20 protein-coding genes and 2 pseudogenes are annotated in these 21,218 nt (G+C 68.5%); 11 read left to right on the top strand and 11 right to left on the bottom strand.

All coding sequences use genetic code 11. The features are described 5' to 3' along the window. Positions 1-34 precede the first annotated feature (34 nt). The 5 genes and pseudogenes from ACZ6TI_RS42400 to ACZ6TI_RS42380 form a co-directional block, all read right to left on the bottom strand. Positions 35-596 (bottom strand): annotated as a pseudogene (locus ACZ6TI_RS42400) (transposase family protein); the annotation flags it as partial. Between the two features lie 160 nt (positions 597-756). Next, positions 757-1,014: an integrase gene (locus ACZ6TI_RS42395; RefSeq protein WP_465350946.1), complete on the bottom strand. Its 258-nt coding sequence runs from the start codon at positions 1,012-1,014 to the stop codon at positions 757-759. Positions 1,015-1,992: 978 nt separating this feature from the next. After that, entirely contained in the window at positions 1,993-2,514 is a 522-nt protein-coding gene (locus ACZ6TI_RS42390; protein WP_465350945.1) for an RICIN domain-containing protein, read from the bottom strand. 59 nt (positions 2,515-2,573) lie between these two features. Then, positions 2,574-2,978 carry a hypothetical protein gene (locus ACZ6TI_RS42385; RefSeq protein ID WP_465350944.1) on the bottom strand — a complete coding sequence of 135 codons (405 nt, stop codon included), beginning with the start codon at positions 2,976-2,978 and terminating at the stop codon, positions 2,574-2,576. 172 nt (positions 2,979-3,150) lie between these two features. Further along, complete coding sequence (locus tag ACZ6TI_RS42380; RefSeq protein ID WP_465350943.1) at positions 3,151-3,786, bottom strand: integrase core domain-containing protein; 636 nt, start codon at positions 3,784-3,786, stop codon at positions 3,151-3,153. Between the two features lie 246 nt (positions 3,787-4,032). Here ACZ6TI_RS42380 and ACZ6TI_RS42375 point away from each other — a divergent pair, with 246 nt between their 5' ends. After that, the gene (locus ACZ6TI_RS42375; RefSeq protein WP_465350942.1) at positions 4,033-4,242 is read left to right on the top strand and encodes a hypothetical protein; all 210 of its coding nucleotides are present in this window, start codon (positions 4,033-4,035) and stop codon (positions 4,240-4,242) included. A gap of 85 nt (positions 4,243-4,327) precedes the next feature. Further along, positions 4,328-4,543, top strand: a complete 216-nt coding sequence (locus tag ACZ6TI_RS42370) for an integrase core domain-containing protein (protein WP_465351021.1) — start codon at positions 4,328-4,330, stop codon at positions 4,541-4,543. A 201-nt stretch (positions 4,544-4,744) separates the two neighbouring features. On the opposite strand, the gene ACZ6TI_RS42365 is transcribed toward ACZ6TI_RS42370, so the two are convergent. Then, entirely contained in the window at positions 4,745-6,004 is a 1,260-nt protein-coding gene (locus ACZ6TI_RS42365; RefSeq protein WP_465350941.1) for a hypothetical protein, read from the bottom strand. Positions 6,005-6,838: 834 nt separating this feature from the next. Here ACZ6TI_RS42365 and ACZ6TI_RS42360 point away from each other — a divergent pair. From ACZ6TI_RS42360 to ACZ6TI_RS42345, 4 genes and pseudogenes are all read left to right on the top strand, one after another. Further along, positions 6,839-7,033: pseudogene (locus ACZ6TI_RS42360) on the top strand (transposase); the annotation flags it as partial. Between the two features lie 228 nt (positions 7,034-7,261). Beyond that, positions 7,262-7,849: a hypothetical protein gene (locus ACZ6TI_RS42355; protein ID WP_465350940.1), complete on the top strand. Its 588-nt coding sequence runs from the start codon at positions 7,262-7,264 to the stop codon at positions 7,847-7,849. Then, the gene (locus tag ACZ6TI_RS42350; RefSeq protein WP_465350939.1) at positions 7,810-8,535 is read left to right on the top strand and encodes a hypothetical protein; all 726 of its coding nucleotides are present in this window, start codon (positions 7,810-7,812) and stop codon (positions 8,533-8,535) included. The genes ACZ6TI_RS42355 and ACZ6TI_RS42350 overlap by 40 nt, the downstream gene beginning before the upstream one ends. Positions 8,536-8,663: 128 nt before the next feature. Continuing rightward, on the top strand, positions 8,664-10,811 hold the full coding sequence (locus ACZ6TI_RS42345) for a hypothetical protein (RefSeq protein ID WP_465350938.1): 2,148 nt from the start codon (positions 8,664-8,666) through the stop codon (positions 10,809-10,811). 226 nt (positions 10,812-11,037) lie between these two features. On the opposite strand, the gene ACZ6TI_RS42340 is transcribed toward ACZ6TI_RS42345, so the two are convergent. Next, positions 11,038-11,373 (bottom strand): hypothetical protein, encoded by a 336-nt coding sequence (locus tag ACZ6TI_RS42340; RefSeq protein ID WP_465350937.1) that lies wholly within the window; start codon positions 11,371-11,373, stop codon positions 11,038-11,040. A gap of 339 nt (positions 11,374-11,712) precedes the next feature. Further along, positions 11,713-12,129 (bottom strand): hypothetical protein, encoded by a 417-nt coding sequence (locus ACZ6TI_RS42335; protein ID WP_465350936.1) that lies wholly within the window; start codon positions 12,127-12,129, stop codon positions 11,713-11,715. A gap of 279 nt (positions 12,130-12,408) precedes the next feature. Here ACZ6TI_RS42335 and ACZ6TI_RS42330 point away from each other — a divergent pair, with 279 nt between their 5' ends. Together ACZ6TI_RS42330 and ACZ6TI_RS42325 are read left to right on the top strand one after the other, a co-directional pair. After that, positions 12,409-12,621 (top strand): hypothetical protein, encoded by a 213-nt coding sequence (locus tag ACZ6TI_RS42330; protein WP_465350935.1) that lies wholly within the window; start codon positions 12,409-12,411, stop codon positions 12,619-12,621. An 83-nt stretch (positions 12,622-12,704) separates the two neighbouring features. Next, entirely contained in the window at positions 12,705-12,905 is a 201-nt protein-coding gene (locus ACZ6TI_RS42325) for a hypothetical protein (protein ID WP_465350934.1), read from the top strand. Positions 12,906-13,444: 539 nt separating this feature from the next. Here ACZ6TI_RS42325 and ACZ6TI_RS42320 read toward each other — a convergent pair. Further along, positions 13,445-13,780, bottom strand: a complete 336-nt coding sequence (locus ACZ6TI_RS42320; RefSeq protein WP_465350933.1) for a hypothetical protein — start codon at positions 13,778-13,780, stop codon at positions 13,445-13,447. 667 nt (positions 13,781-14,447) lie between these two features. Here ACZ6TI_RS42320 and ACZ6TI_RS42315 point away from each other — a divergent pair. Further along, positions 14,448-16,022, top strand: coding sequence for an eCIS core domain-containing protein (locus ACZ6TI_RS42315; RefSeq protein ID WP_465350932.1), 1,575 nt, complete (start codon positions 14,448-14,450; stop codon positions 16,020-16,022). Between the two features lie 474 nt (positions 16,023-16,496). Here the strand turns inward: ACZ6TI_RS42315 and ACZ6TI_RS42310 are convergent, their stop codons facing one another. Beyond that, on the bottom strand, positions 16,497-17,252 hold the full coding sequence (locus tag ACZ6TI_RS42310; protein WP_465350931.1) for an AfsR/SARP family transcriptional regulator: 756 nt from the start codon (positions 17,250-17,252) through the stop codon (positions 16,497-16,499). Positions 17,253-17,387: 135 nt separating this feature from the next. On the opposite strand from ACZ6TI_RS42310, the gene ACZ6TI_RS42305 reads away from it, so the two are divergent. Further along, positions 17,388-18,074, top strand: a complete 687-nt coding sequence (locus ACZ6TI_RS42305; protein WP_465350930.1) for an AfsR/SARP family transcriptional regulator — start codon at positions 17,388-17,390, stop codon at positions 18,072-18,074. A 47-nt stretch (positions 18,075-18,121) separates the two neighbouring features. Continuing rightward, positions 18,122-18,385, top strand: a complete 264-nt coding sequence (locus ACZ6TI_RS42300; protein WP_465350929.1) for a hypothetical protein — start codon at positions 18,122-18,124, stop codon at positions 18,383-18,385. Here ACZ6TI_RS42300 and ACZ6TI_RS42295 read toward each other — a convergent pair. Beyond that, entirely contained in the window at positions 18,306-21,167 is a 2,862-nt protein-coding gene (locus ACZ6TI_RS42295; RefSeq protein WP_465350928.1) for a helix-turn-helix transcriptional regulator, read from the bottom strand. The two genes, ACZ6TI_RS42300 and ACZ6TI_RS42295, sit on opposite strands and share 80 nt — an antisense overlap. Between the last annotated feature and the right edge of the window lie 51 nt (positions 21,168-21,218).

Genomic DNA, 21,218 nt, shown 5'->3' with positions numbered 1-21,218 from the left:
CTCGATGCAGGCGTTGCTCGCCACCGGTTTCCGGTCAGCTGGACAGAGCGATGTTGTGCAGGTGGGCGATACCGGATGCGGTGAGGGCCAAGGTCCGGGCGGCGCGACGGTAGTCGCGTAGGATCTTTGTAGGTCTTGAGCCGGGCCAGGGCATGTTCGACACGGGCCCGGACTTTGCGATGCCTGGCGTTATAGTCCTGCTTCCACTCGGGTAACTCGCTGCCGTCACGGGGCTTGCGGTACGGCATGATCACTTCGAGGTTCCGGCGGTAGCCGCCGTCGGCCATCACCTCGCGACCGGCGAGTTGGGTGTTGATGCCGCTGCTGCGGTACACGATTGTGTCGTTGCGGTTGCCGGGTTGCGGGTCGCCCGAGGCGATGACGAGGCGGGTGTTCGCGTCGATCGCCACCTGCAGGTTGGTCGAGTAGCGGTAGTTCTTGCTCTGCGCGGCGAGCCGGTGATCCTGGGTCGGGATCAGGGTGCCGTCTACGATCGCGACCTGGTCTTTCGGGCAGTGGCGTACCGGCGCCGACGCGAGTAGCGGCCCGAGGATATCGATCACCCGGTGCACTGCCGAGTGAGAAACCCCGAACAGGGCTGTACCGTGCCAATACCCCGGTTATGATCTGTGACCTGCGGTTTTGCTGGTTCGGTCAGGCCGCTCGTCGGTACTGGTTGATGACGCCGCCGAGGACTCGTGTTCGCCGTAGCGGGCCGTCGAACGCTGTACCTGCCGAGAATGTCGTCCGGGCAGGTCAAGCTGCGTGCTCGTACTCATGGAGGATGCCGCCGAGGCGGTCATGTCGGTGGATGTTCAGCTGGGCGAGCCGGCCCGGCTCGGTGATCGGTGTGGGCAGCACAGCGAGCGGCCGGGCATTCGCGCCGCCCTGATGCGGCCGGTGAAGGTTGTAGAACCGCTCGTACTCCCGCAGCGCGTGGAGCAGGTGCCGCTGGTTCCAGATCAGCGTCCGGTCCAGCAACTCGCGTCGGCAGGTTCGCACCCGGCGTTCCATGATCGAATTCATTCGAGGCATTCGGATGCCGCTGAGCACACCGTGATCCCGACCTCGGCGAGGATCGCGTCGAACAGGCCGGGTACTTGCCGTCCCTGTCACGGATCACGTACTTCACAGGAGTCCTCGCGTCCTCGAGATCCATCACCAGGTTACGGGCTGCCTGGGTCACCCACGCAGCGCTCGGGTGCGCAGTCGCAACGAGGATCCGGATGCGGCGACCGGCATGCGCAATGACCGCCAGGACGTACATCCTGGTGCCGGTGAGCGTGATCGTCTCGATGAAGTCCACGGCCAGTAACGCCTCGGCCTGCGACCGCAGGAACTGCGCCCAGGTCGTGGCGGCCCGGTCCGGGGAAGGATCGATCCCGGCGTCACGAAGGATCTGCCAGACCGTGGACGCGGCAACCTTCACCCCAAGGGTGAGCAGTTCCCCGTGCACCCGCCGATACCCCCACGACGGGTTCTCCGCCACCAAGCGCAACACCAGCACACGGATCGAACGGACCGTACGTGGCCGTCCCCGCCGGCGCGGCCGGGACACCCTCGCGTGGCGGCGAGCAAGCAGGTCACGGTGCCAGCGCAGGATCGTGTCCGGGCGTACCAGCAGGTGCAGGCCGTGCAGGGTCGTCGCGGGAGCCGATGAAGTAGCGCCGCCAGCAGCGCCCGATCGGCTGGCTGGAACTGGATCTTCTGCCCGCCCAGCTGGCGCTGCAGCACCCCCAGCTGGTGCCGTAGCGCCAGGATCTCGGCCTCCTTGTCGCGATCGCTGCGAGGCAGCAGTCGCAGCAGCGCGAACGCGTTCGTGACGCTGAGGTATGCGATTGGGCATCATCGCGCAGTCATCGGTGACGATGGGGAGTGACGGTGCGGTGAGCAGGCAAAGATCAACCGCTGCGACCGGCGCGGTCGTGACCAGCGTGGACGCAATTTTCGGCAGGCACAAGGCTCTACGCCGGCATCGACGTGGGCCGTGTGCTAACCGGCCCACCAATACTGGTCCGCCCAGTACGGGTGGCCCGGCCAGTTGAAGTCGCACGTGGTCTGCACGACCCGCGAATCGCCGGAGCCGCGTGCGGCCAGGCACAGACCCGAGTTCACGTTCTGAATCTGGTAGACGTCTGGTGCGCCGCCGAGGGTGTAGAGGAACAGCCACTTCTGGTCCGCATAGTTCGCGCACCCGGTCGCCACCGCGGCGGACTCCCCGGAGCCGCGCGCGACGACGCACAGTTGCGGCGAGGCGAGACGCTGAATCGCGTTCTCGCCCACATTGGTAAAACTCCAGCGCTGGTCATCCCAGTACTTGCCGACGGTGAAATCGCAGGTCGTCTGGAAGACCGGGCGTTCTCCGCTGCCGACCTGAGCGGCCATGCACTTGCCCGAGTTGATGTTCTCGAGGTGAACGGCCCAGTACTGCGTAGCCTGGGCGGCGGTCGCCGGCACGGACAACGTCGCGACGGCCGCGAGCAGGATGACGACGAACAGTCTGATGAGTTTCATAGCCTCCCCCGTGGATGCATGAAAGTTTGCTCCACTGTAGCCAGTCCGGCGGCCGCGCACTACTGGGGCGGTATGCGAATGGCGTTCCAGAAGTTGCGGTTTCCGCCCGAGATCCGGCTGAACTCGGCGGGCAGTTCCGGCCATGTCGTGCGCACCAGGTTGCGCACGTAGTCGGTCAGCACCTGCCGGTGCTCGGCGAACTGGGCGTCCGTCATCACGCCGCGGATCGAGCGGACATAGGTGCCTTCCATCGTTTCGAGCTGGCGTTCCCGGAACCACTGCATCTCCTGGTTCACCGCCGCCCGCTGGCCGGCGTTCGGCGCGAACTCGTCGATGTCGCGCAGGTGGTTGCGGATCTCCCCGATCGACCGCCGTGCCACGAACTTGCCCCTGTCCAGCATGGTCATCGCCGGGCCCGGTGTGTACCGAGTGGCCATGAGCTCGGCCTCGTGAAGCTGCGGCATGCGCGCGCAGCCGGATCTGCCGAGTGTGTTGAACGTCGGGCTTGTGGACTGCCTGGCCCGCGAGACCGATCACGCTGCGCCCGGCGTCGGACCGCAGCCCAACACCCCCGAACACGCCGAACGATCAGCAACGCGATCGCATAAACCTGTGGGGCTCGTAAAGTCGGTTCGGCTACGCTGCCTGCGAGTATTCGTTGATCAATCCGCCGAGGATCGGGCGTCGTTGGACTCCGGCATTGTTGAGGTCGACGACCTGCGGCGGCGGATTCGGTGGTCGCTGTTCGAGTGATCGGTGTGGACGGTGCTGATTGTAGTGACGGGCATAGTCGGCCAGGACGGCGGCGAGATGCCGTTCATTGATGACGAGTAGCCGGTCGGTGCATTCACGGCGGACGGTACCGACCCAGCGCTCCGCGTGCGCGTTCGCCCGGGGCGCCTGCGGTGGGGTGCGGATCACCTCGATGCCGGCCGTGGTGAAGACCGCGTCGAAACCGGCGGTGAACTTTGCGTCCCGATCGCGGAGCAGGAACCGCAGCGCGTCGGCGCGCTGGTCGAGGTCCATCAGCAGGTTACGGGCCTGCTGGACGACCCAGCCACCGGTCGGGTGCGCCGTGACGCCGACAATGTGGACCCGGCGGCTGGCCGGCTCCAGGAGGAAGAACACGTAGATCCGTTTGAAGAACACCGTGTCGACCGTGAAGAAGTCGCAGGCGACGGCCGTGCGGGCCTGGACGGTGAGGAACTGCTTCCAGGTCGGGCCGGCCCGTCGCGGCGCCGGGTCGATAGCGGCGCGTGCAGAATCTTCCACACGGTGCTGGCGGCGATCTGCCGACCCAGCCTCACGAGTTCGCCCGGGATGCGGCGGTGTCCCCAGGTTGGGTTCTCGGCGGCGAGGCGTAGCACCAGCGCGCGGATCTGCGGGTCGATCGCTGGCCGGCCGTGGCCACGCTTTGTCGGGTCCTGCGCGCAAACCGGCAGGCCGTCGAGCGGGCGCCGGCTGGCCCGGCACCCGACCCGGGCCCGGCCGGAGCTGATCGCGACCGGCCCGGGGCAGGTGTTCTCCTGGGACATCACAAAACTGCCCGGCCTCACCCGGGGCGTCTACTACGACGCCTACGTGATGATCGACATCTACCACCGGTACATCGTCGGCTACAAGGTCGCCGCGACCGAGTCGGCGGTGCTGGCCGAACAGTTCATCATCGACGTGTTCGCGGTGCACGGCATCCCACAGGTCGTCCACGCCGACGGGGTACCTCGATGACCTCGAAGAGGGTTGCGGGCCTGCTGGCTGACCCGCGCGTGCTGCGCTTGCATTCACGTCCGCACGTGTCGAACGACAACCCGGAATCCGAAGCCGCGTTCAAACAGTCAAATACCAACCGTCGTTCCCAGGCCGGTTCGGGTCGATCCAAGACGCCCGCATGTTCTGCGTCAGCCTTTTCACCTGGTACAACCACGAACACCACCACACCGGGATCGGCCTGCACACCCCGGCCGCCGTCCACTACGGCCACGCCGACGCGATAGCCGTTGCCCGCCAACAGGTCCTGGACACCGCATAGGCCGCAATCCCGAGCGATTCACCAGCCGGCCCGAACCGAAATCCCTGCGAATTGCCGACACCGCCTGGATCAACAAACCCGAACCCGCCACCGACCAGCTCGAGGCCTTGATCCTCGCTGCTTAACACGCACTGGCCTCACCGATCTTGACAAATTCCGATCCGTCCTGGACGAGTCGCGCCGTTGCATGAACGTCTCCGTTCACCTCTGTGCGCGTGCGGGAGCCGCCTGTTTTGCTGGAATCACTCGCTCGCTCACGGCGCCCGGCATTCCAGCCATTGCCTCCCGTTCCAGGTCACCTGTCTTTTCGAAGAGATGCTCGCAAGATGCACCGATGCGCTGGACTTGGTAGACCAGGTACGGAACTGCTGGCCACCAGGAACCGTCCGCAGCGGGGTCGTGTACCGCTCTGCCGAGAACGATCTCCCGTCGAGGCTCCATGATCGACTCGACGAGGCTGTTGGGCTCTATCGGCCAGGCTTTCCTGAGGACACGCTTTCCGCCGCATTCGGTCTGCGCACCGTCGGTGGCGGTTGAGTTTGAAGTAGAGGCAGACAGCGGTTGGCGACTCGGAGCCGGGTACGGCTTTGAAGCCTGGACGGACGCGGGGACGGACGAACGAAGAGGCGAGTCACCCAACCGATCGTCCCGAGCGATTACCAGGTCCACTTTCAGCCGCAAGAGGTGGAACTTTTTGGGAGGAAAGTACGCCATCACCGATACGGTGCTGGAGCCGCCCGGTGCCAACGTCGCCTGGTCCCTGGCAACCTGTCCAAACTGGATCAGCGTGGGTCGCCCTAGGTGCGACGTGGCGTTGTACCGCGAGCTAGCACCGTGATTGTCGCGGAGCACTGCATCCAAGCGGACTCGGTCGAGATCCGGTCCGATGTTCTGTGTGTCATTCACGTTGACGCCCATAAGGATATACAACGAGCCGATAATGCGGGCACTGATGGTCCCGCTATTCGTTACCTTCACAGTCACTGCTACCACGGCCCGCCCGGCTCCCGTGGTGACGCTGCCGAGCTCGGCCGTCACCGATATTGCAGGCGCCGTGTTCGCTGGCACGTAGTGGGTTGAGTACCAAGTCAGTGGCAATGCCACAAGGCCGGCGAGCAGGGTGGCAGCTGCGCCGGCGGCCTCAGCGCGTGTAAGCCGGTGCCCCTTGCCCTGCCCACCTGTCGAGGGCCTGGCCGGGAGGCGGCGGGCCAACACAAAGGCGAGGCCGAGCACGACCACGGACGCGAGGGCGACGACCACGGCCGTGATCCGAACCCAGACGAGATGCAGCTGCGGCTCGCCCGCACCAGCGCCCAGGGCCCAGAAACAAACAATCAGCATCGCCGCAGCGGCCACCGCACCGGCACGCAGACGGAGTCGGTGTTCTTCCTGCCAACCGACGATAGTTGCGGCGACCGTCAGTAGGCCAAAGGCGAGCAGGGCGGCACCGGTGATACGCACGGCGAGGCCGGGGCCGCGTAGAAGGTCATGGCCACCTATCAATAGGAGAGTTGACCCAGCCGTTCCCAGCACTGCGAGGCTCGCCCACCAAGCTAGGTCCGAGCTGAGATCCAATCCGCTCCAAGACCGCTGCACAGCGGCCCAGATTCTGGCTTTCGCCATACCACCAGTTCACCACAGAACGAGTCAGCTCGAACCGGCAGAATGGATGAGCCGAGGCTGTGCCTCACGCTGACCGCTGAGCCGCAACACTGATTCGTGGTGGCGTCGTTACTTGTCTTCGCCGGCTCCGTAGCTGGAACCCTCTCGTAGCCCGTGGATGAACCCGGCGACTGCCGCTCGTTCTCGGGCGGACATCTTCATCAGCGAATTGAGGATCCATCCGATGTCGTTGGGCGAGCCTCCCTGGGGCTTCTCCCTTGTTGGTTCGGCCGGGAGCGGCCGTGCCACGGGTGGTTATGGGTCAGCTTGCCGTCAGCTGCCCGGCCGGCAACAACGCTCTGAAGCCGATGGGGTTCCCGGCGACCATTCCCGGCGTGGTGGTCGCGGCTGGCCAGGATGCGCGCGGCGGCCGCGCCGCCTACAACTGCCCAGCCCCGGCCGGTGTGCCGGTGCAGGCGATCGAGGCGTTCGGCGGGCTCACTGCGGACCCAGTCGGGACAATTAACGGCAACCGTCCCCTCCAGGAAGCTCGTATGCGACGGCCCTCGTGACCGGCGCACTTGCCCGGCACCACCCGATCGTGGGGCGATGAGGTCGAAGGTCACAGACACAGCTGCCCCAGCCGGAGCAGGATCGACCGAGCAGGTACGCGGCTGACGTCCAGGCCACGCGATTCGCCTGATAGCCGAAGCCCGGCTGGAGCACGGCACCGAGTGGGCGGCGGCCACCTCGGTGGCCAAGAAACTGGGGAGGAGCACCGAGACGCTGCGCAAGTGGATTCGCCAGGCCCGGGCCAACGAGGGGCAGCGGCCGGGCAGCACCAACGAGGAGTCGGCGGAGTTGAAACGGTTGCGGCGGGAGAACGCGGGTGGAGCATCGCCGTTGGGGGAGCAGGTTGGTGCCTCTTCCGAGGCAGCGATACGCGTACCCAAAATGCGGCCGGACACCCTTGTTGAACTTCGCAAACGCTGGCGAAGTGCAGGTCGATCTCGATGGCGGGATGTATCCCAAACTGCTCCCCGCGGCGAAGCGGTCCTCGCAGATCTCGAGCAGCAGCGGTAGTAGGTCGGTGCCGGGCTGGCGGCGCCGAGCGCGTTGAGCCCGCACTCACTGCGGCATACCGCGATCATCGAGATCCTCAACGCCACCGGCGGCGACCTGCGCCGCGCCCAGGATTTCGCCGGCCACGCTGACCCGTGCACCACCCGCCGCTACGACCGGCTCGACAACCACGCATGGGTCTTGATGGGAAAGTTGGTACCGCATGGGGTGGCGAGTGCGGTTCTGGGAGCAGATCCGGGCTGGGTTGTCGACCGACGGGGCACGGCCGTGACGGTGATGTACTGGTGCAACCCCGAACTGCACGATCAGCTTGACCAGGCTGTACGCCCACGCACGCCGGGAACCGCTCAACATGGCTCGGACCGTCCGGCACCGGCGGCAACGCGCACGCGGCCCCGTGACCGGGTGCGCCGCCGACGTGAAACCAGCTGTCCGGTGAATCGGTGGATGGCGCAACCCTGGCCCTCCGGCCGCCCCCTTCATGCGCCTGTCCGCAGCGCCCATGCCTGTTCTGACCACTGTCCGACCGAACGCGCCGCTACCGGTCACGAGGGCGTTAACGTGCGGGTGGAGGGTACGAAATGGCCACCGACGTGCTCCGCGAAGTCGTTCAGCCACTGACCACATGCCCGTCCTGCGGTCGGCAGCATCACCTTGTCCTGCAGGCGCGGTACATCCGCGACAGCACCGTCGTCATCATCGGCGGCGACCAGCCGCCGCCTCCCGGCTCATCATCCAGCATCCCTCAAGAGGTATCAGACGCAGTGCAGGCACCCCGTCCGGTGTCCTTCGTCTGCCCGGTGACGAGCACGCTGGCGTCGGCGGAGATTACCCTGCCGCCCGCCACGGGCACGCTTGTCGGCTTGGCCGTGGTGGGCGTCGATCGTCCGCAGCCCACGAGCGCCCAGCAGTCCCAGCAATCGCCGGACCTTATGGAGCTGGAGCTCGCCGAGTGGACCAAATCATCGGCCGCGACCGCTCGGGACTTCTGCAAGACCATGGTCTCGCTAAGCCTGGCCGCGGTGCCGCTGCTGTTCGCGGTGCTCAAGTTCCTCGGCCAGGAAACGGCTAAGCAGCCCTGGGTCGCTGCCGCCGGCGCCGCCGCTGGCCTTCTGATGCTGGCCTCAAGCCTCGTCTTCGCTGCCGCGCTGCGCCCCCGGTATGCCGCCGTCGCCGTCGACGAGTTCCCGCGGTGGCGTGCCGAACGGCTGCGCCGGATCAATCACGTCATCGGTTGGGGCTCGGCGTTCATGGCGCTGGGCATGGCGACCTCGATCATCCTGTTCACCGTTCTGTTGGTGAGGTGAGAGTGATGGCTGTCGTGTTCTCCGGAGCGGGCGGAAGCGGGTCATCCCAGACGAGCAGGCCCGCCGACCCAGGCCGGCCACCCTGGCACACCGACTACGGCTCCGCAGACGCCATCGTCTGCCTAAAGATGTACCTGACCAAGATCTGGGCGCCGGCGCATGATGTCCCGCTACACGCCGACGAGCTCGCCGCCTTCTCGATGAGCAGCCTGACGACATCGTTCATGGAGTACGCGACGGAGCACGGCGTCGAAGAGCTGCTCCGCGACGGCCTGAACCTCACCCAGGGGTGGATGATGGCGCAACTCTTCACGAAACAGGAATGGACCTGTGTCGTGAACCTGCACGCTCCCGACCTGGCTGAACACGGTGGTATCGCCCGCCTGTTCACCATGGAGCCGGATGACATCCTGCACGTGGCGCAGACCGCGGTGGACACCTACGGCCAGTGCTCCTGCAACCTTCTCTTCTCGGATGGACACGGACACCACATCGTGCTCGAGAGCTTCGATCCCGCCGACCGCACCTTCGTCTACTGGGATCCATGGCCGGGGCTCACTCTGCTCAGCCAGTACGCGGACGACTCCGAGGTCTGGCACGCCGCCGAACTCGTCCGCCACTGGAAAGTGACCTGGTCCGCCCTGAGCCGACTGCTGTACGGCATCATGATGCCGACCTGGTGCTGGGACGAGTTGCATGGCCGCCGGCCGGCCCGGCCAGCACCACCGGCCGGGCCGACACTACCGACCCGGCCCGTCACGTCGATCGACGACCTCACCGATTCGCAGATCCGCGAGCTTCTCGACTTCGTCGCCTTGTGTGACCAGTCAGGCTGTCTCTCCGACCGTGTCCTGCTCGCCTTCGGTTTGGCTGCCGGCGACGGTCTACTGTTCGCTGCCGCGGACGGTGGGACCACCCTCCTGCAGCTCCTGGTGGGCATGCTGGAAGCCGGCTCGGCTCGAGGGTGGAACCTGGAACCGGACGTGCTGCGAACGCTCGTCCTCTCAACCGAGCCCTCGATCGCCCACCAGAATGCCTATCCGTCGGCCAAGACCATCACCGACTCCGACGTGTTGGGCTATGTGCTGCGCCTGCTCGGCACCTGGTCGGACCGCGCCGGTGACACCTCCGGGGCGCGCCGATGGCTGACACGAGCCGCCGCGGTCTCCCGTGGCTGGCCCGGCGCCGCCGCGTCGTACGATCTGGGTTGTCTGGAGGAACAAGCGGGCAACACCGAGGACGCTGAACGCTGGCTGCTACAGGCCGCCGGCTCAGGCCATCCCAGTGCTACACCGGCCGCCCAGGTCCGCCTGGGGCACCTGACGATGAACATGGGACGCGAAGGCGAGGCCCGGCAGTGGTTCGAACACGCTGTGACGGCCGGCGAGCAGACCAGCCGGACCGCGGCGGGTCTGGTCGGGCTGGCCTTGCTTGCTCTGAGAGCCGACGACCGGCAGGGCGCGATACGGTGGCTGCACCAGGCGTTCAAGACTGAGGACCCGCGGCAGTCCGGGCTGGCAGCGGCCATGATCGGCGCGATCCTCGATGAAGGGCCAGATCCCCGACGGGCCCGGCCGTGGTTTGAGAGAGCTGCAGTCTCGGCACACCACGACGCTGCCGGTCTTGCGGCCGCATGGCTGGCCGACGAGGACCTGGCCGCAGGCAGGTTCCAGACCGCCCAGCGGTGGCTGAGCCTCATCATCGACGCCGGCGACCCGGGCCGCGTCCCCTCCGCCATGCTGTCACTCGGCCGGATCGACCGCGACGACGGCCGCACCAGCGAGGCTCGAGCCTGGTTCGAAGCTGCTGCGGCCAGTGACGATGCCGAGGTGGCAGCCAGCGCCATGAACGCGCTGGCCGCTCTGAGCCGCGACGACGGCGACGCGGCCGAGGAGGCCTTCTGGCTGGGCCGGGCGACGACGGCCGGCGGGCCGAAGGCGGCGTGGACAATGCTGCACATCGGCGGCCGGCATTTGATGGCGGGCGAGTTCGACCAGGCTCGCACATGGCTGGACAAGGCCCGCCTGCATGGCGACACCGTGGCGCGCAGCCGGGCGATGATCCTGCTCGGCATCGTGGAGGAGGAACAGCACCGCCTGCGAGAGGCGATGAGCTGGTACGAGCAGGCCGCCGTCACGGGTGAGGAGCAAGACGCCGCCGAAGCGCGCCAGCGGCTGGAGAAGCTTCAGAGACAGCAAGAAGAGAAACGAATCCTCGCGGCATTCCATGCCGCCAGGCGTGCCGAGCGGAAGACGGGCGGCACTACCATGTCGTGACACCGGCTGCGGGCGGCCCGATCACCGGAGGCGCCGCTGGGCCCTTGCGAGCATTGTTCGTATCCCCGCCTGGCAGACCGGGGAACCCAGAGCCGGAGACCGCGTAGCGGCGCCGCCCGGGTCCGCGCCGGCCCCGAGAGCCTCATGAGGCGGTGGGTTCCAAAGACACGCCGACCGAAACTGGCAAACAACGCCTGGGCCCAAAACTTGCGCTCAAACGGGACCACTACCAGCGCTCAGAACCACCGATGCGGGCCGCGGCGCGGCTGCGCAACGACACGCTGTCGGCGGCCAGGTCGGGGATCCACAACGGCCGGGCGTGCTGGTAGACGCGGCCGGGTAGTCCGACGCCGGGGTCGAGCTCGTCGAGGGCGAAGCGGCCCAGCCGCTGTCCGGGGGCGGCGTGCCGGGCGGTGCAGAGCAGCATCTGCCGGTCCTCGTCGGCCAGCCACAGCTCACTGACCGGCCAGTTCATCTTCATGCCGAGGGCTTCCACGACCCGGGCGGCGGCGATGCGGCTGGACGGCGCTTCGGCCAGGCCGCGGGAGACGGTGGCTTCCACGTCGGCGAAGCGGCTGATGCGCCAGGTGGTGGTGACGTCGTGGCATTCGACGACCGGCTGACGTTAGGCGACGCCGACGACGAAAGCCTCGCGCCTCGAACGCTTCTTGCGCCCGGATGGCCAGCCAGCCGGCAGCGCAGGGCGCCGCGAGGCCGGTGTGAGCCTCGATCACCGTCGACTTTGCCTCTGCCGTGGACTCCGCCACCGCTCTGCGGCAAGTGCGGCGAAGACTACCTCAATACCCGCCACCATGATCACCTTAAGTTAGCTGGGACGGCGTAGAACCACGAGCCCCGCAACGGAGCCGTTGATTACTTCCGCATGCGGCGCGAGAGACGGTCAGCTCTTGGGCGCTTCGTGGTCGAAGACGCCGATCTCGCGAGCTCTCGCAACCCAATGGCGTCCCGCAGCAGTCAGTCGAGCGAAAGCGGCAAGGTCAAGTTCGTCATCTGTGATCTGCGCGATGCGCCTGTCCGATGAGGTCAACTCAATGAGTCGTACGTCGCGAAGATGCCTTAGTTCGTCACGAAGTGCGTTGCTCCCGCGATACATGACCGGCCTATGTCCGCGTGCGCCTGCGTCGAGCTCCTCAAGATGCTGACGCTCGTTGGCGGGAAGCAGCAGGGGGAGTATCTCTCGAAGGAGCTGAAGCTGTGCGGCCTGCTCCTGTTGGGTGTGCTGGAGGTCGTTCTGCTTGCTTTCGAGGAGTTCCAGCCGGAAGGCGCCCGCCGAAATGGAGTGGACGGACGTCAGCACTTGGGGCCAGATGGCGACCGTGGCCGCTATCCCGCAGAGTCCAAGGAGTGCAACGTGCGTCGCCGACAGTTGGTTGTCTGCGACGATGCGCCCGGACAGGACGCCGGCCGTGTATACGACAACAAACAGGACGATGATAGTGGCGAAGCACAGCCTGACGGCCCGAGAGCCCCGACGCTCGGACGGCTTGGGCGCCGTAGTGGGTCATGTCCTCGTCGTCTTGAGCAGTCACGAGCCGCTTCCCAATCTGCGCGCGGCCAGGGCGGTCGAGAACCGAGGGTGGCGGTCTGTCTCCTCGCTCCTAGCCTGCACGTCGGTCGGCTGCGGCGGACAGAGGCGGCCCGCAAGAAGATCACCGCGACCCGCGTCGCAGACCTGGCCAGTCTGCAGCGCGCCAACTCGGTCAAGTCGCTGCTCCTGCTCATGGCGGTGGCCGTGCAGGTCGCCGCGGTGCTCCTACTCGTCTGGGCGGTCACCGCCCTGCTGGATTGACGGGGAGGTCCTGATGGCCAAACGCGTCTTCATACCGGAACGGCCCGCGCGCGGCATTGAGCAAGGCCCGGCAGCTCGAGGCAATGATCGACCGGGCGGTTGCCCATGTTCAGGACAACAGGGCCGCATGCAACGGCTGCGGCAGGGCCATCGACGTGGACCGCGAGTTCGCATTCATCCTCGGCTGGCCGGCGCCGTTGTACGCATGCGACCAGGAGTCGTGCGTGGCAGGTCTGCAACAGCTCGCGGAGACGTTCATGGCCCCGATGCTCCGGGTCCATTGACCCTGTACCGGCCAAGAAAGGCGCCCGTCAGGTCGCGGGCCTCTGGGGCGTGCGGGATGCAACGTCAGCGCGCGGCTGTGAGCAGCGGTGATGCGACGTGGAATGATCGGTTGCCGCGGTGGTGCGGACGCTTGCGTTCCTGGTCCTGCGCCGGATTCTCAGCGAGGCCGGCACCGGTGGAGCTCCCGATCCTAAGAATGTAGAGATCGCGGTGCTCCGTCACCAGTTGGCCGTGGTGCGGCGGGCAGGTGCCCGGCCCGCGCTTCACGACCTATCCCACCAACGGTCAACGCCGAGGATTGGACCCGGAGCTACCTGAGCCGGTGCTGCGGTTGGTCCGCAACGACCACCGATGGGGGTACCTGCGCATCGCCGGAGAGTGCCGCAAACCCGACGTGACAGTGTCCGCCACGTCGGTGCGCACCATCTGCGTCGGCACCGCCTCGGCACTGTGCCGCGGCGGTCCGAGTACCTGGCCTGAGTGTCCGCATCTGGCACCGCCGATAAGCGCGGCAACCCTCGATGTGCGTTGCCTCGCGTCAGTTTCGTGGTCGCTTGATCCGGGCCTTCAACTGTCTGATCAGCTTTCCGGTCGTTCCGACGTCGAGCGCCAGCAACGAACCGGCGATCATCACGGCGCCGGCAACGAAGGGCCGCAGGTCCTCCTCGCGGCCACCCTGTGGCCAGCCCAGGACCCACAGCGACAACATGAGTGCGACCCAGGCGGACGACGTGCATACAAAGTGAACCACCCCCCATGCCAAGCGGTCCCGGCCCACGCCGCCTTGGTGGCTGCTGAACTTGGCGAAGAGAATGACCGCCGCGGTGGCGACGGCGCCAGCGTAGAAGTCGACGGGCACGTTGCCTGCAGACATCCGTCCACCCTCCGGAGAAGAGTTCCGACCACAGCGTCGGGCCGGCCTTTGATGAATACCATCGACGTGTCGGCCATCCGATTAACCAACGCACTGACCTTTGTGGATGAAGTAGCGCCCGCAGCCGAGTATGTCGATCTTCCGCATGCCGGAACTGCGACGCGGTCCTCCTCCAGACTCACGCCGTGGTCGGCGGTCGCCGTGGAGGCTTCATGTTCGATGCCGCGTTGACCTTCGGCTTGGCCGGTCAGATAGTGCAGGCAGCGCTTATGCCTGCCTCGCGGCCCCCCGTGTCCGCTGTTCCATCCGGGGTTGGGTCACGACCGCGTGGCAGCCGAGGCGCCGGCTGGGCTACACCGCGCAAACTGCCGATCCATCGTGGTGTCGAAGGTGCTGAGCAGGCGATCGAGTACTGGCGCCTTCAGCGAGCGGGATCGCGGCACGCATCGCTGAGCTTTGTGAGCGTGCAGGGCGTCCCGCGGTCGGCGATGAAACGCAGCCTGGCCAACCACTGCGTCCGCATCGCCGCCAACCCCGCCGCCACCGTGAAGAACCGCCTCGAAGCGCCACCAATAGCGACCCGGCGGGGTCGGCGTCGCGGCGCAGTCCGAACGAACAGGTCGTTGAGGGCGCGCCCGCGATCGCGTCGAGTCAGCCGTTCGAGCCGATGGAGAAGGATGGTGACGAGCCGGTGACGGCGAGGTGTGACTGTTCTGGGATGGCCTCAGGGCGTTTGCCGCGCGTCTCACGGGCGAGACGTGGCCACTCGTCGGCTTTCCCGTCTGGCCCGCTGTCCTCGCGTTCCGATACGGCCGCCGGGGTCCGCGCTGTGCTAACGAGCTCTGGCACCCAGTGGGGTGGAGGCTCCTGGACCGTTCCGGAGCCGCTGTTCGGGGCTGACTTCGGCCGCGTACGGCTGCGAAGTGAGTCGGCGGCGGTCAAGCCGGCCCACCCTCTGGCCGCGGCTTTCTATACCGCCGGACAGCACCTTATGTTCGGTGCCGACGCGTTCGCGCTCGGCAGCGATCGCGGCCTTGGCCCGCTGGCCCATAAGCCGGCGTATGTAGTGCAGCATGAAACGGCGGTTGAGGACGACGTCGGCGCTCGGCCGATCGCCAACAGTGACCACGGGGGCTCGGCGGTGCGGGCGGCGAACCGGACCGCTGGCGCCGTGCGATCGGGCGGGCATGCGGTCGGCGCAGCCGGGCCCCGCCCGGCGGCCGGCCTGCTGATCCAGCGAGTCGGCATGGGCGAAGTCAAGCTCGCCGAGGCCGGCGGTCCGGGTCCCTCGCCCTCCACCGCGCCGGCGGTGTCGTCGGACCCCAAGGCGCCCGGTGCCGACAAGGACTCCCCTTATCCGGCTGACGTCGCCTATCTCAGCACCTACCTGCTGCGCAGCGGTTATGTGGAGCGGATCGCCAACCTCATCGGCCCGAACTGGCGGTCGATGTCCGAAGCGGAACTCACGGCATTCCTAGGACAGCGCTTCACGGAGCAGGAACTCGAGACGCAGTTCTTGAAGACCTATGCCGCCCGGAACGCGATCAAGGCCAAGGTGCGCGACCGCAACGTTTTGGCTGCCTTTGTCATCGGGCTCATCTGGGCGCGGCAGAATTTCGCCGAAGGCGAGTGGCAGCAGGGGATCGCCAAGGTGAGCGAGACTACCGTTACCGCCTGGGTGTTCAATCGCGTCGTGTACGCGCGAGATTCGACCGCGGCCGAGATCATGACGCGAGCGCCGGCCCGATTCGGCCGTTGGTTCCAGGGTGCGGCCAGGCATAACAAGGTGGTCAGTTTCCTAGCACGCGACGTAGCCCGAGGCCTGCTGATCTGGGACCTCAAAGACCTGCTGATGAGCGGCGGCGGCGAGGGCCCGAGTATCCCGTTCGACGTTATCTACAACGTGGATATCGACGATCCGCGCACCTGGGAGCCGCCCAGCCAGCTCATGCTCGATCTCGGATTCGACATCTGGTATCGGCAGATGGAGACTCCCCGCTATCCGATGGCTAATTTCTACCTGGGGAAAGTGGAGGGAAGCCAGCTCAAAGGCCTGACCCGGCTAGGTGAAGGCGTCGCTAAGACGGCCCTTCCGTTCCATCAGGAGATGGTCGAGGAAATGGTTCGCGCACAGGCGCACCGCGATTACGAGTCATTCAAGGGACTCAACCAGGACGCCACGTCCGCCGACTATGTCCGGCTGCAGCAGCAACTTGAATACTTCGACACCTGGGGCGACTGACCGGATCAGGTTACGCAGCTGACCAAAGCCCGCATGAGGGCGGTCGCACACGCCCGCAGCCGGACATACCGCGGGGTCCCTGCCGGAAGCATCCGCCGGTCGGGGTGTCACGGCGGACGGCGCCTGCTGCGGGGTCGTTGTGACCGGCACAGGCGCCGGCGCGTGGCGGGAGTGCCACTCCCGCGTAGAGCAGGGTCAGGGAGTGCCGATGATCTCGTTGCGGATTGAGGGCTTTGCCCGGCGCTGGCAAGTGCCCCGAGCGCCGCCCGGATCTGCGGCCCGAGCGTCCGCGCCGGCGTCCGATCCGGGATGCAGCCTTGCCCCGAATACGGCGCTGCTCAGTCCACGAACCGCGGGTAGCCGGCACATGAAAAGTTTGTTTGGTCGGCGATATGGGTTCCCTCCGCGGCAAACACGTCCTTGAGCTCAGTGACTAGACGAAGAGCGGCCTGCCCGTCTCTCGGGGCACTCCCGTCAGCTCGCGTGCCGGCTTCCCAGGACCGGGCGGATCAGCTCAACCAGGGCCGTGTGCGGCTCGACGGCCAGCTCCTCCGACAACAGGCGTCGGTAGGACTCGAACTGATGCGCAGCCGCACTCCAATTTCCCTGGGCGAGGTGCGCCGTGATCAAAGCGTGCTGAGCACTCTCGCGGAGGGGCTCGATCGACGCGGCGAGCATTGCCACGCTCACTGCATCCCGGGCGAGACCGCGGCCGCAGAGCTCGGTGCTCAGCAGCTCGAGTCCGTGCAGGATGCGTTGCCGAAGACGGTCGCGTTCGCTCAGCGCCCAGTCGTCGTACCAGCCCGGGAGCAGCTCGAGCGCGTTCGCGCCGGGCGTGCGGAGGGCCAGGTCGGCGGTCGTTGCCGACCCGGTGTCCAGGCGGTCGGCCCAGGCCGCCAACAGATCGACGTCGGACCGGACACCATCGTGCAGGGTGAGCGTGTGCTTGTCCGCGTCGATCAGTTGGACACCCGAGCGGTTCAGCCGCCAGAGCGCTGACCGCAGGTTTCCTGCGGCACGCCGCTCCGGGACGTCCGGCCAGAGTATGCCTGAGGCGTATCGCCGCGGCACGCGACCGCCGTGCAGGGTCACGAAAGCGAGCAGCCGTTTACTGGCCTCCGGCACCCCGATGCGCTGCGCGCCGATGGAGATGGACGGGCCACCCAGCAGGTGGATCACCACGACATCGTCGTGCTCATCCAGCAGAACACTCAACCAGTCACGGTTCACGGATCGGAGACTAGGACGACGGCCGTCAAAGCCTTGTCACACCCATCGCCGGCCGGTGTGACGGGCCGGTGACACCACGGATGTAGGGAGCTACCGGAAGCGAAGGGCTCGATTCTGCGAATAGCGTCCGTCGTTATGAACCTCCAATGTGAAGTCCGGCTCATCGGCGGATTCAGCCTCGTGAGCGGCGACTGCCCGGCGACCGTGCCGGAGTCGCTGCAGCGGCTGATCGCCTTCCTCGCGTTGCGGGGCCCGACCCCGCGCACGGCGATCGCGGGCACCCTCTGGCCGGGCACCTCGGATGACCGTGCGATGGCCAGCCTCCGCACCGCGCTGTGGCGTCTCCGGCGGGTCGCGCCCGCCCTGCTGGCCGCGGGTCCGGGTGCGCCGGCGTTGGCCGAGGGGACCTGGGTGGACGTGTCCCGGCTCACCGACCGCGGTGAGGTCGGCGTGTTCGCCGGTCACGCTTGGCCGGATCTGCTGCCCGGGTGGTACGACGACTGGGTGATCATGGAACGGGAGCGGCTGCGCCACCGCTACCTGCAGCTGCTCGAGGCGGACGCGACAACGGCGATCGACGCCGGGCGACCGGCCGCGGCGCTGGACCGGGCGCTTGCCGCGGCGGCGGCGGATCCGTTTCGGGAAAGCGCGCACCGCCTGGTGATCCGCGCGCTGCTGGCGGACGGCAACCTCGAGTCAGCGCAGCGGCACCTGGCCCTGGTCCGCACGCTGTTCCGCGAGCAGCTGGGCGTCGCGCCCACCGATCAGCTCACCAGACTGTTCCGCTGGCGAGCGCCGGCCGCGGCCGTGACCATGCCGTGACGCCGGAGGCCGTACCGTGCCGGCATGCCGCAGTCGCCCGGTGTCTCGTGACCGACCTGGTGTTTCTCGCTCGCGTCGCCACGCTGCTCGCGCGCCGGGCGGCGGCGGTCGACGCGCCGGACCCGGGCCTCGACGGCCGCGGGGTGCTGGACGCGATGCTCGTGGTGGCTTCGTCCGGCAAGCGGATCGAGGACGACCCGGTCCACGCCGAGACGGTGCGCGGGCTGGTCGTCAGGGCGTACGCGATCCCGGCCCTCGCCCGTGATCTCCCGGATCCGGCGCCGGAGGCCCGGCCGGGTCCCGCGCGGTGAGGCCGTTCGCCGCGAGGTAGCCGACGAGCTGAGTGCGTGAGCCCACGCCCAGCTTGCGGTAGACCCGGGACAGATGGGCCTCCACGGTCTTGCGGGAGAGGAAGAGCGCGCCGGCGATCGCCGGATTGTTGAGTCCACGCGCGACGGCGAGCGCCACCTGCAGCTCTTGCGGAGACAGCCGCTGCGCCACGGTCGCCTCGCCGGCCGGTCGCGGTGAACCGCCCGCGGCGGCCAGCTCGGCCGTGGCGCGCTCGGCGAACGGCGCGGCGCCCAGCAGTCGGAACGTGTGCAGCGCGTCCTCTAGGGCGCGTCGCGATGCGGCGACCCGCCGGTGCCGGCGCATGGCCTCGCCGTGGCACAGCGAGGTGCGGGCCTGCTCGAAGGGCCGGCTGCACCGCTCGTGCCAGGCGGCGGCGCCGCGAAAGTGCCGCTCGGCGGTGGCGGCGTCGCCGGCCAGCAGGCCGCGGCAGCGCTCCACCGCGGCCTGGGGTGTGGGCAGCCGGGTCGCGGCCGCCCGTGCGGCGAACGCCTCGAGCTGCTCCGCGGCCCGGTCCGGCTGCCCGGCCCGCCAGTACGCCTCGACCAGATCCGGCTCCCAGAACACCACCTCCGGGTTGTCGAGGCCGTTGCGGCCGGCGAAGTCGCGGGCCGGTTCGAGGCAGGCGATCGCCTCGTCCGGCCGCCCCTCGGCCAGGTGCAGCAGGCCCCGCGCCCCGCGCTCCCAGAGCACCAGCCCGCCGCAGCCGAGCGGGCCGGACATCTGCCGGGACTCCTCCAGCCGGGCCCGGGCCACCTCGCCGTGGCCCTGCGCGGCGTCCAGTTGCGCCAGCAGGACCAGCACGAACCCGATGGACAGCGGCTGCCAGATCTCCCGGGCCAGGCGCAGCGACTCCTCGCCGTCGGCCCGGGCGCGGGCCCACTCGCCGGCCCGCCGGTTGGTCTCGCAGCGATGGCTGAGGGCGACGGTGAGCGGCCCCAGCGCGCCCGCCCGCCGGCAGGCGTGCACCACGCGGTCGAGGATCTGTCTCGAGTCGGCCAGGCCTTCCAGCCAGCCGTGGGCCGCGCCCATCATCGCCAGCACCAGGCCGTTCTCCACCGGGTCCAAACCTTCGGCGTACGCCCGCAGCGCCGTCACCAGGCGCCGGGAGTGCCGGGTCCGGCCGGCCATCGCCAGCGCCTGGGCCAGGACTATCCGGCCCTGGGCCTGCTCCGGCTCTGCCCGCGCGTCGCCGGCCAGTGTGACGGCCCGGCGGCAGAGCTCCACACCGTCGGCGATGTGCCCCTCGGTGAAGGTCGGCAGCGCCGTTTCGCAGAGCAGCCGCGCGGCGCCCCGGGGATCGACGCGCTCCACCGCGTCGGCGGCGCCGAGCAGCACCTGCTGGGCGATGGCCGGCGTGCCGCGCATGGTCAGCGCCCGGCCGCGGGCCAGCTCGATCTCGGCGATGAGCGACGGGTCCGCGGTCAGCTCCCGGGCCGCCTCCAGCCAGGCCGTCGCCTCGTCCGCGCGCCCGGCTACGAGCGCGAGCGACGCTCCGGACAGCAGGCGGCGGGCGCGGCGCGCCGGTGCGGTGGTCAGCGTCGCGGCCCGATGCAGCGTGCGGGCCGCCGCGACGAACCCGAGGCGGTCGCGCATCTGGCCGGCGGCCGACTCCAGGTCGGCGGCGAGCGCGTCGTCCGGCCCGGTGGCTCCGGCGGCCCGGTAGAGCACCGCCTCGTGACCGGTCGCGGTGTCCGCCAGCGCCGCGTACGCTCTCTGCCGGTCCCCGGCCGTCGCGTCGTTCTGGATCACCGACCGGATGAGCGGATGAGCGAACCGGACCCGGAGCCCGTCTGAAGTGATCAGTCCGGCCGACCGGGCGGGCTCGAGCGCCGAGCCGTCCAGGCCGAGCGCCCGCATCGGCGCCGCCAGGCCGGTCACCGCCGAGGTGGCGCTGAGCGCCAGCACCAGCAGCGCCAGCCGGCTCTCGCCGGGCAGGGACTCCAGGCGGACGGCGAACATCCGGCGGATCTGGCCACCGATCGGCAGCGGATCGGGTATCCGGATGCGGGCGGCGAGCTGCGCGGCGCTCAGGCGGCTGCCGATCTCGTGCAGGGCCAGCGGGTTGCCGCCGGTCACCTCGTGCAGTTCGTCGGCGACGACCGGCGCCACGGCCTCCGCCCGCAGCGACGCCAGCAGCGCCCGGCTCGCCACCCGGTCCAGGCCGCCGAGCCGGATCTCGGTGAGCCCGGCGGGGCCGAGATCCCGGCCCGGATCGTCGCGCACGGCGAAGACCACGAGGACCGGGTCGTCGGCGAGCCGCCGGGCCGCGAACCGCAGCGCGGTGGTGGACTCGTCGTCCATCCACTGCGCGTCGTCCACCACCACCAGCAGCGGTCCCCGCTCCGCGGCCGCGCTCAGCAGGGTCAGGACGCCCAGGCAGACGGCGTAGCGGCCGCCGGCGCTGGCACCGCCGTCGAGGGCGAGCGCGGTCCGCAGCGCGGTGGCCTGCAGGCCGGGCAGTTCGCCCAGGTGGCGCAGCAGCGGCCGGAGGAGATCACCGAGCGCCGCGAACGAGAGCGTGGCCTCCGATTTCAATCCGGTGGCGGCCAGGACCGTCATCCCGGCGGCCCGCTCCGTCACGCCCTGCAGCAGCATGGTCTTGCCCACGCCGGCCTCACCGGACAGCACGACGCCACCGCCGCGACCGGCGCGCGCCGCGTCGAGCAGCGCGTCGAAGTGGCCGAGCGGTTCCTCCCGGCCGATGAGTGATCCGGCCGGTGACAGTGCGGTGGCGATGGTCATGACCGACACCTCCGGCGTGCTCGTCCGGTGGTCCCAGCATGCCGCGCCGCC

This window comes from Actinoplanes sp. NPDC051388 (assembly GCF_055586225.1).
The sequence above is the reverse complement of the archived record's forward strand: the minus strand, read 5'-3'. Positions and strand labels throughout refer to the sequence as shown.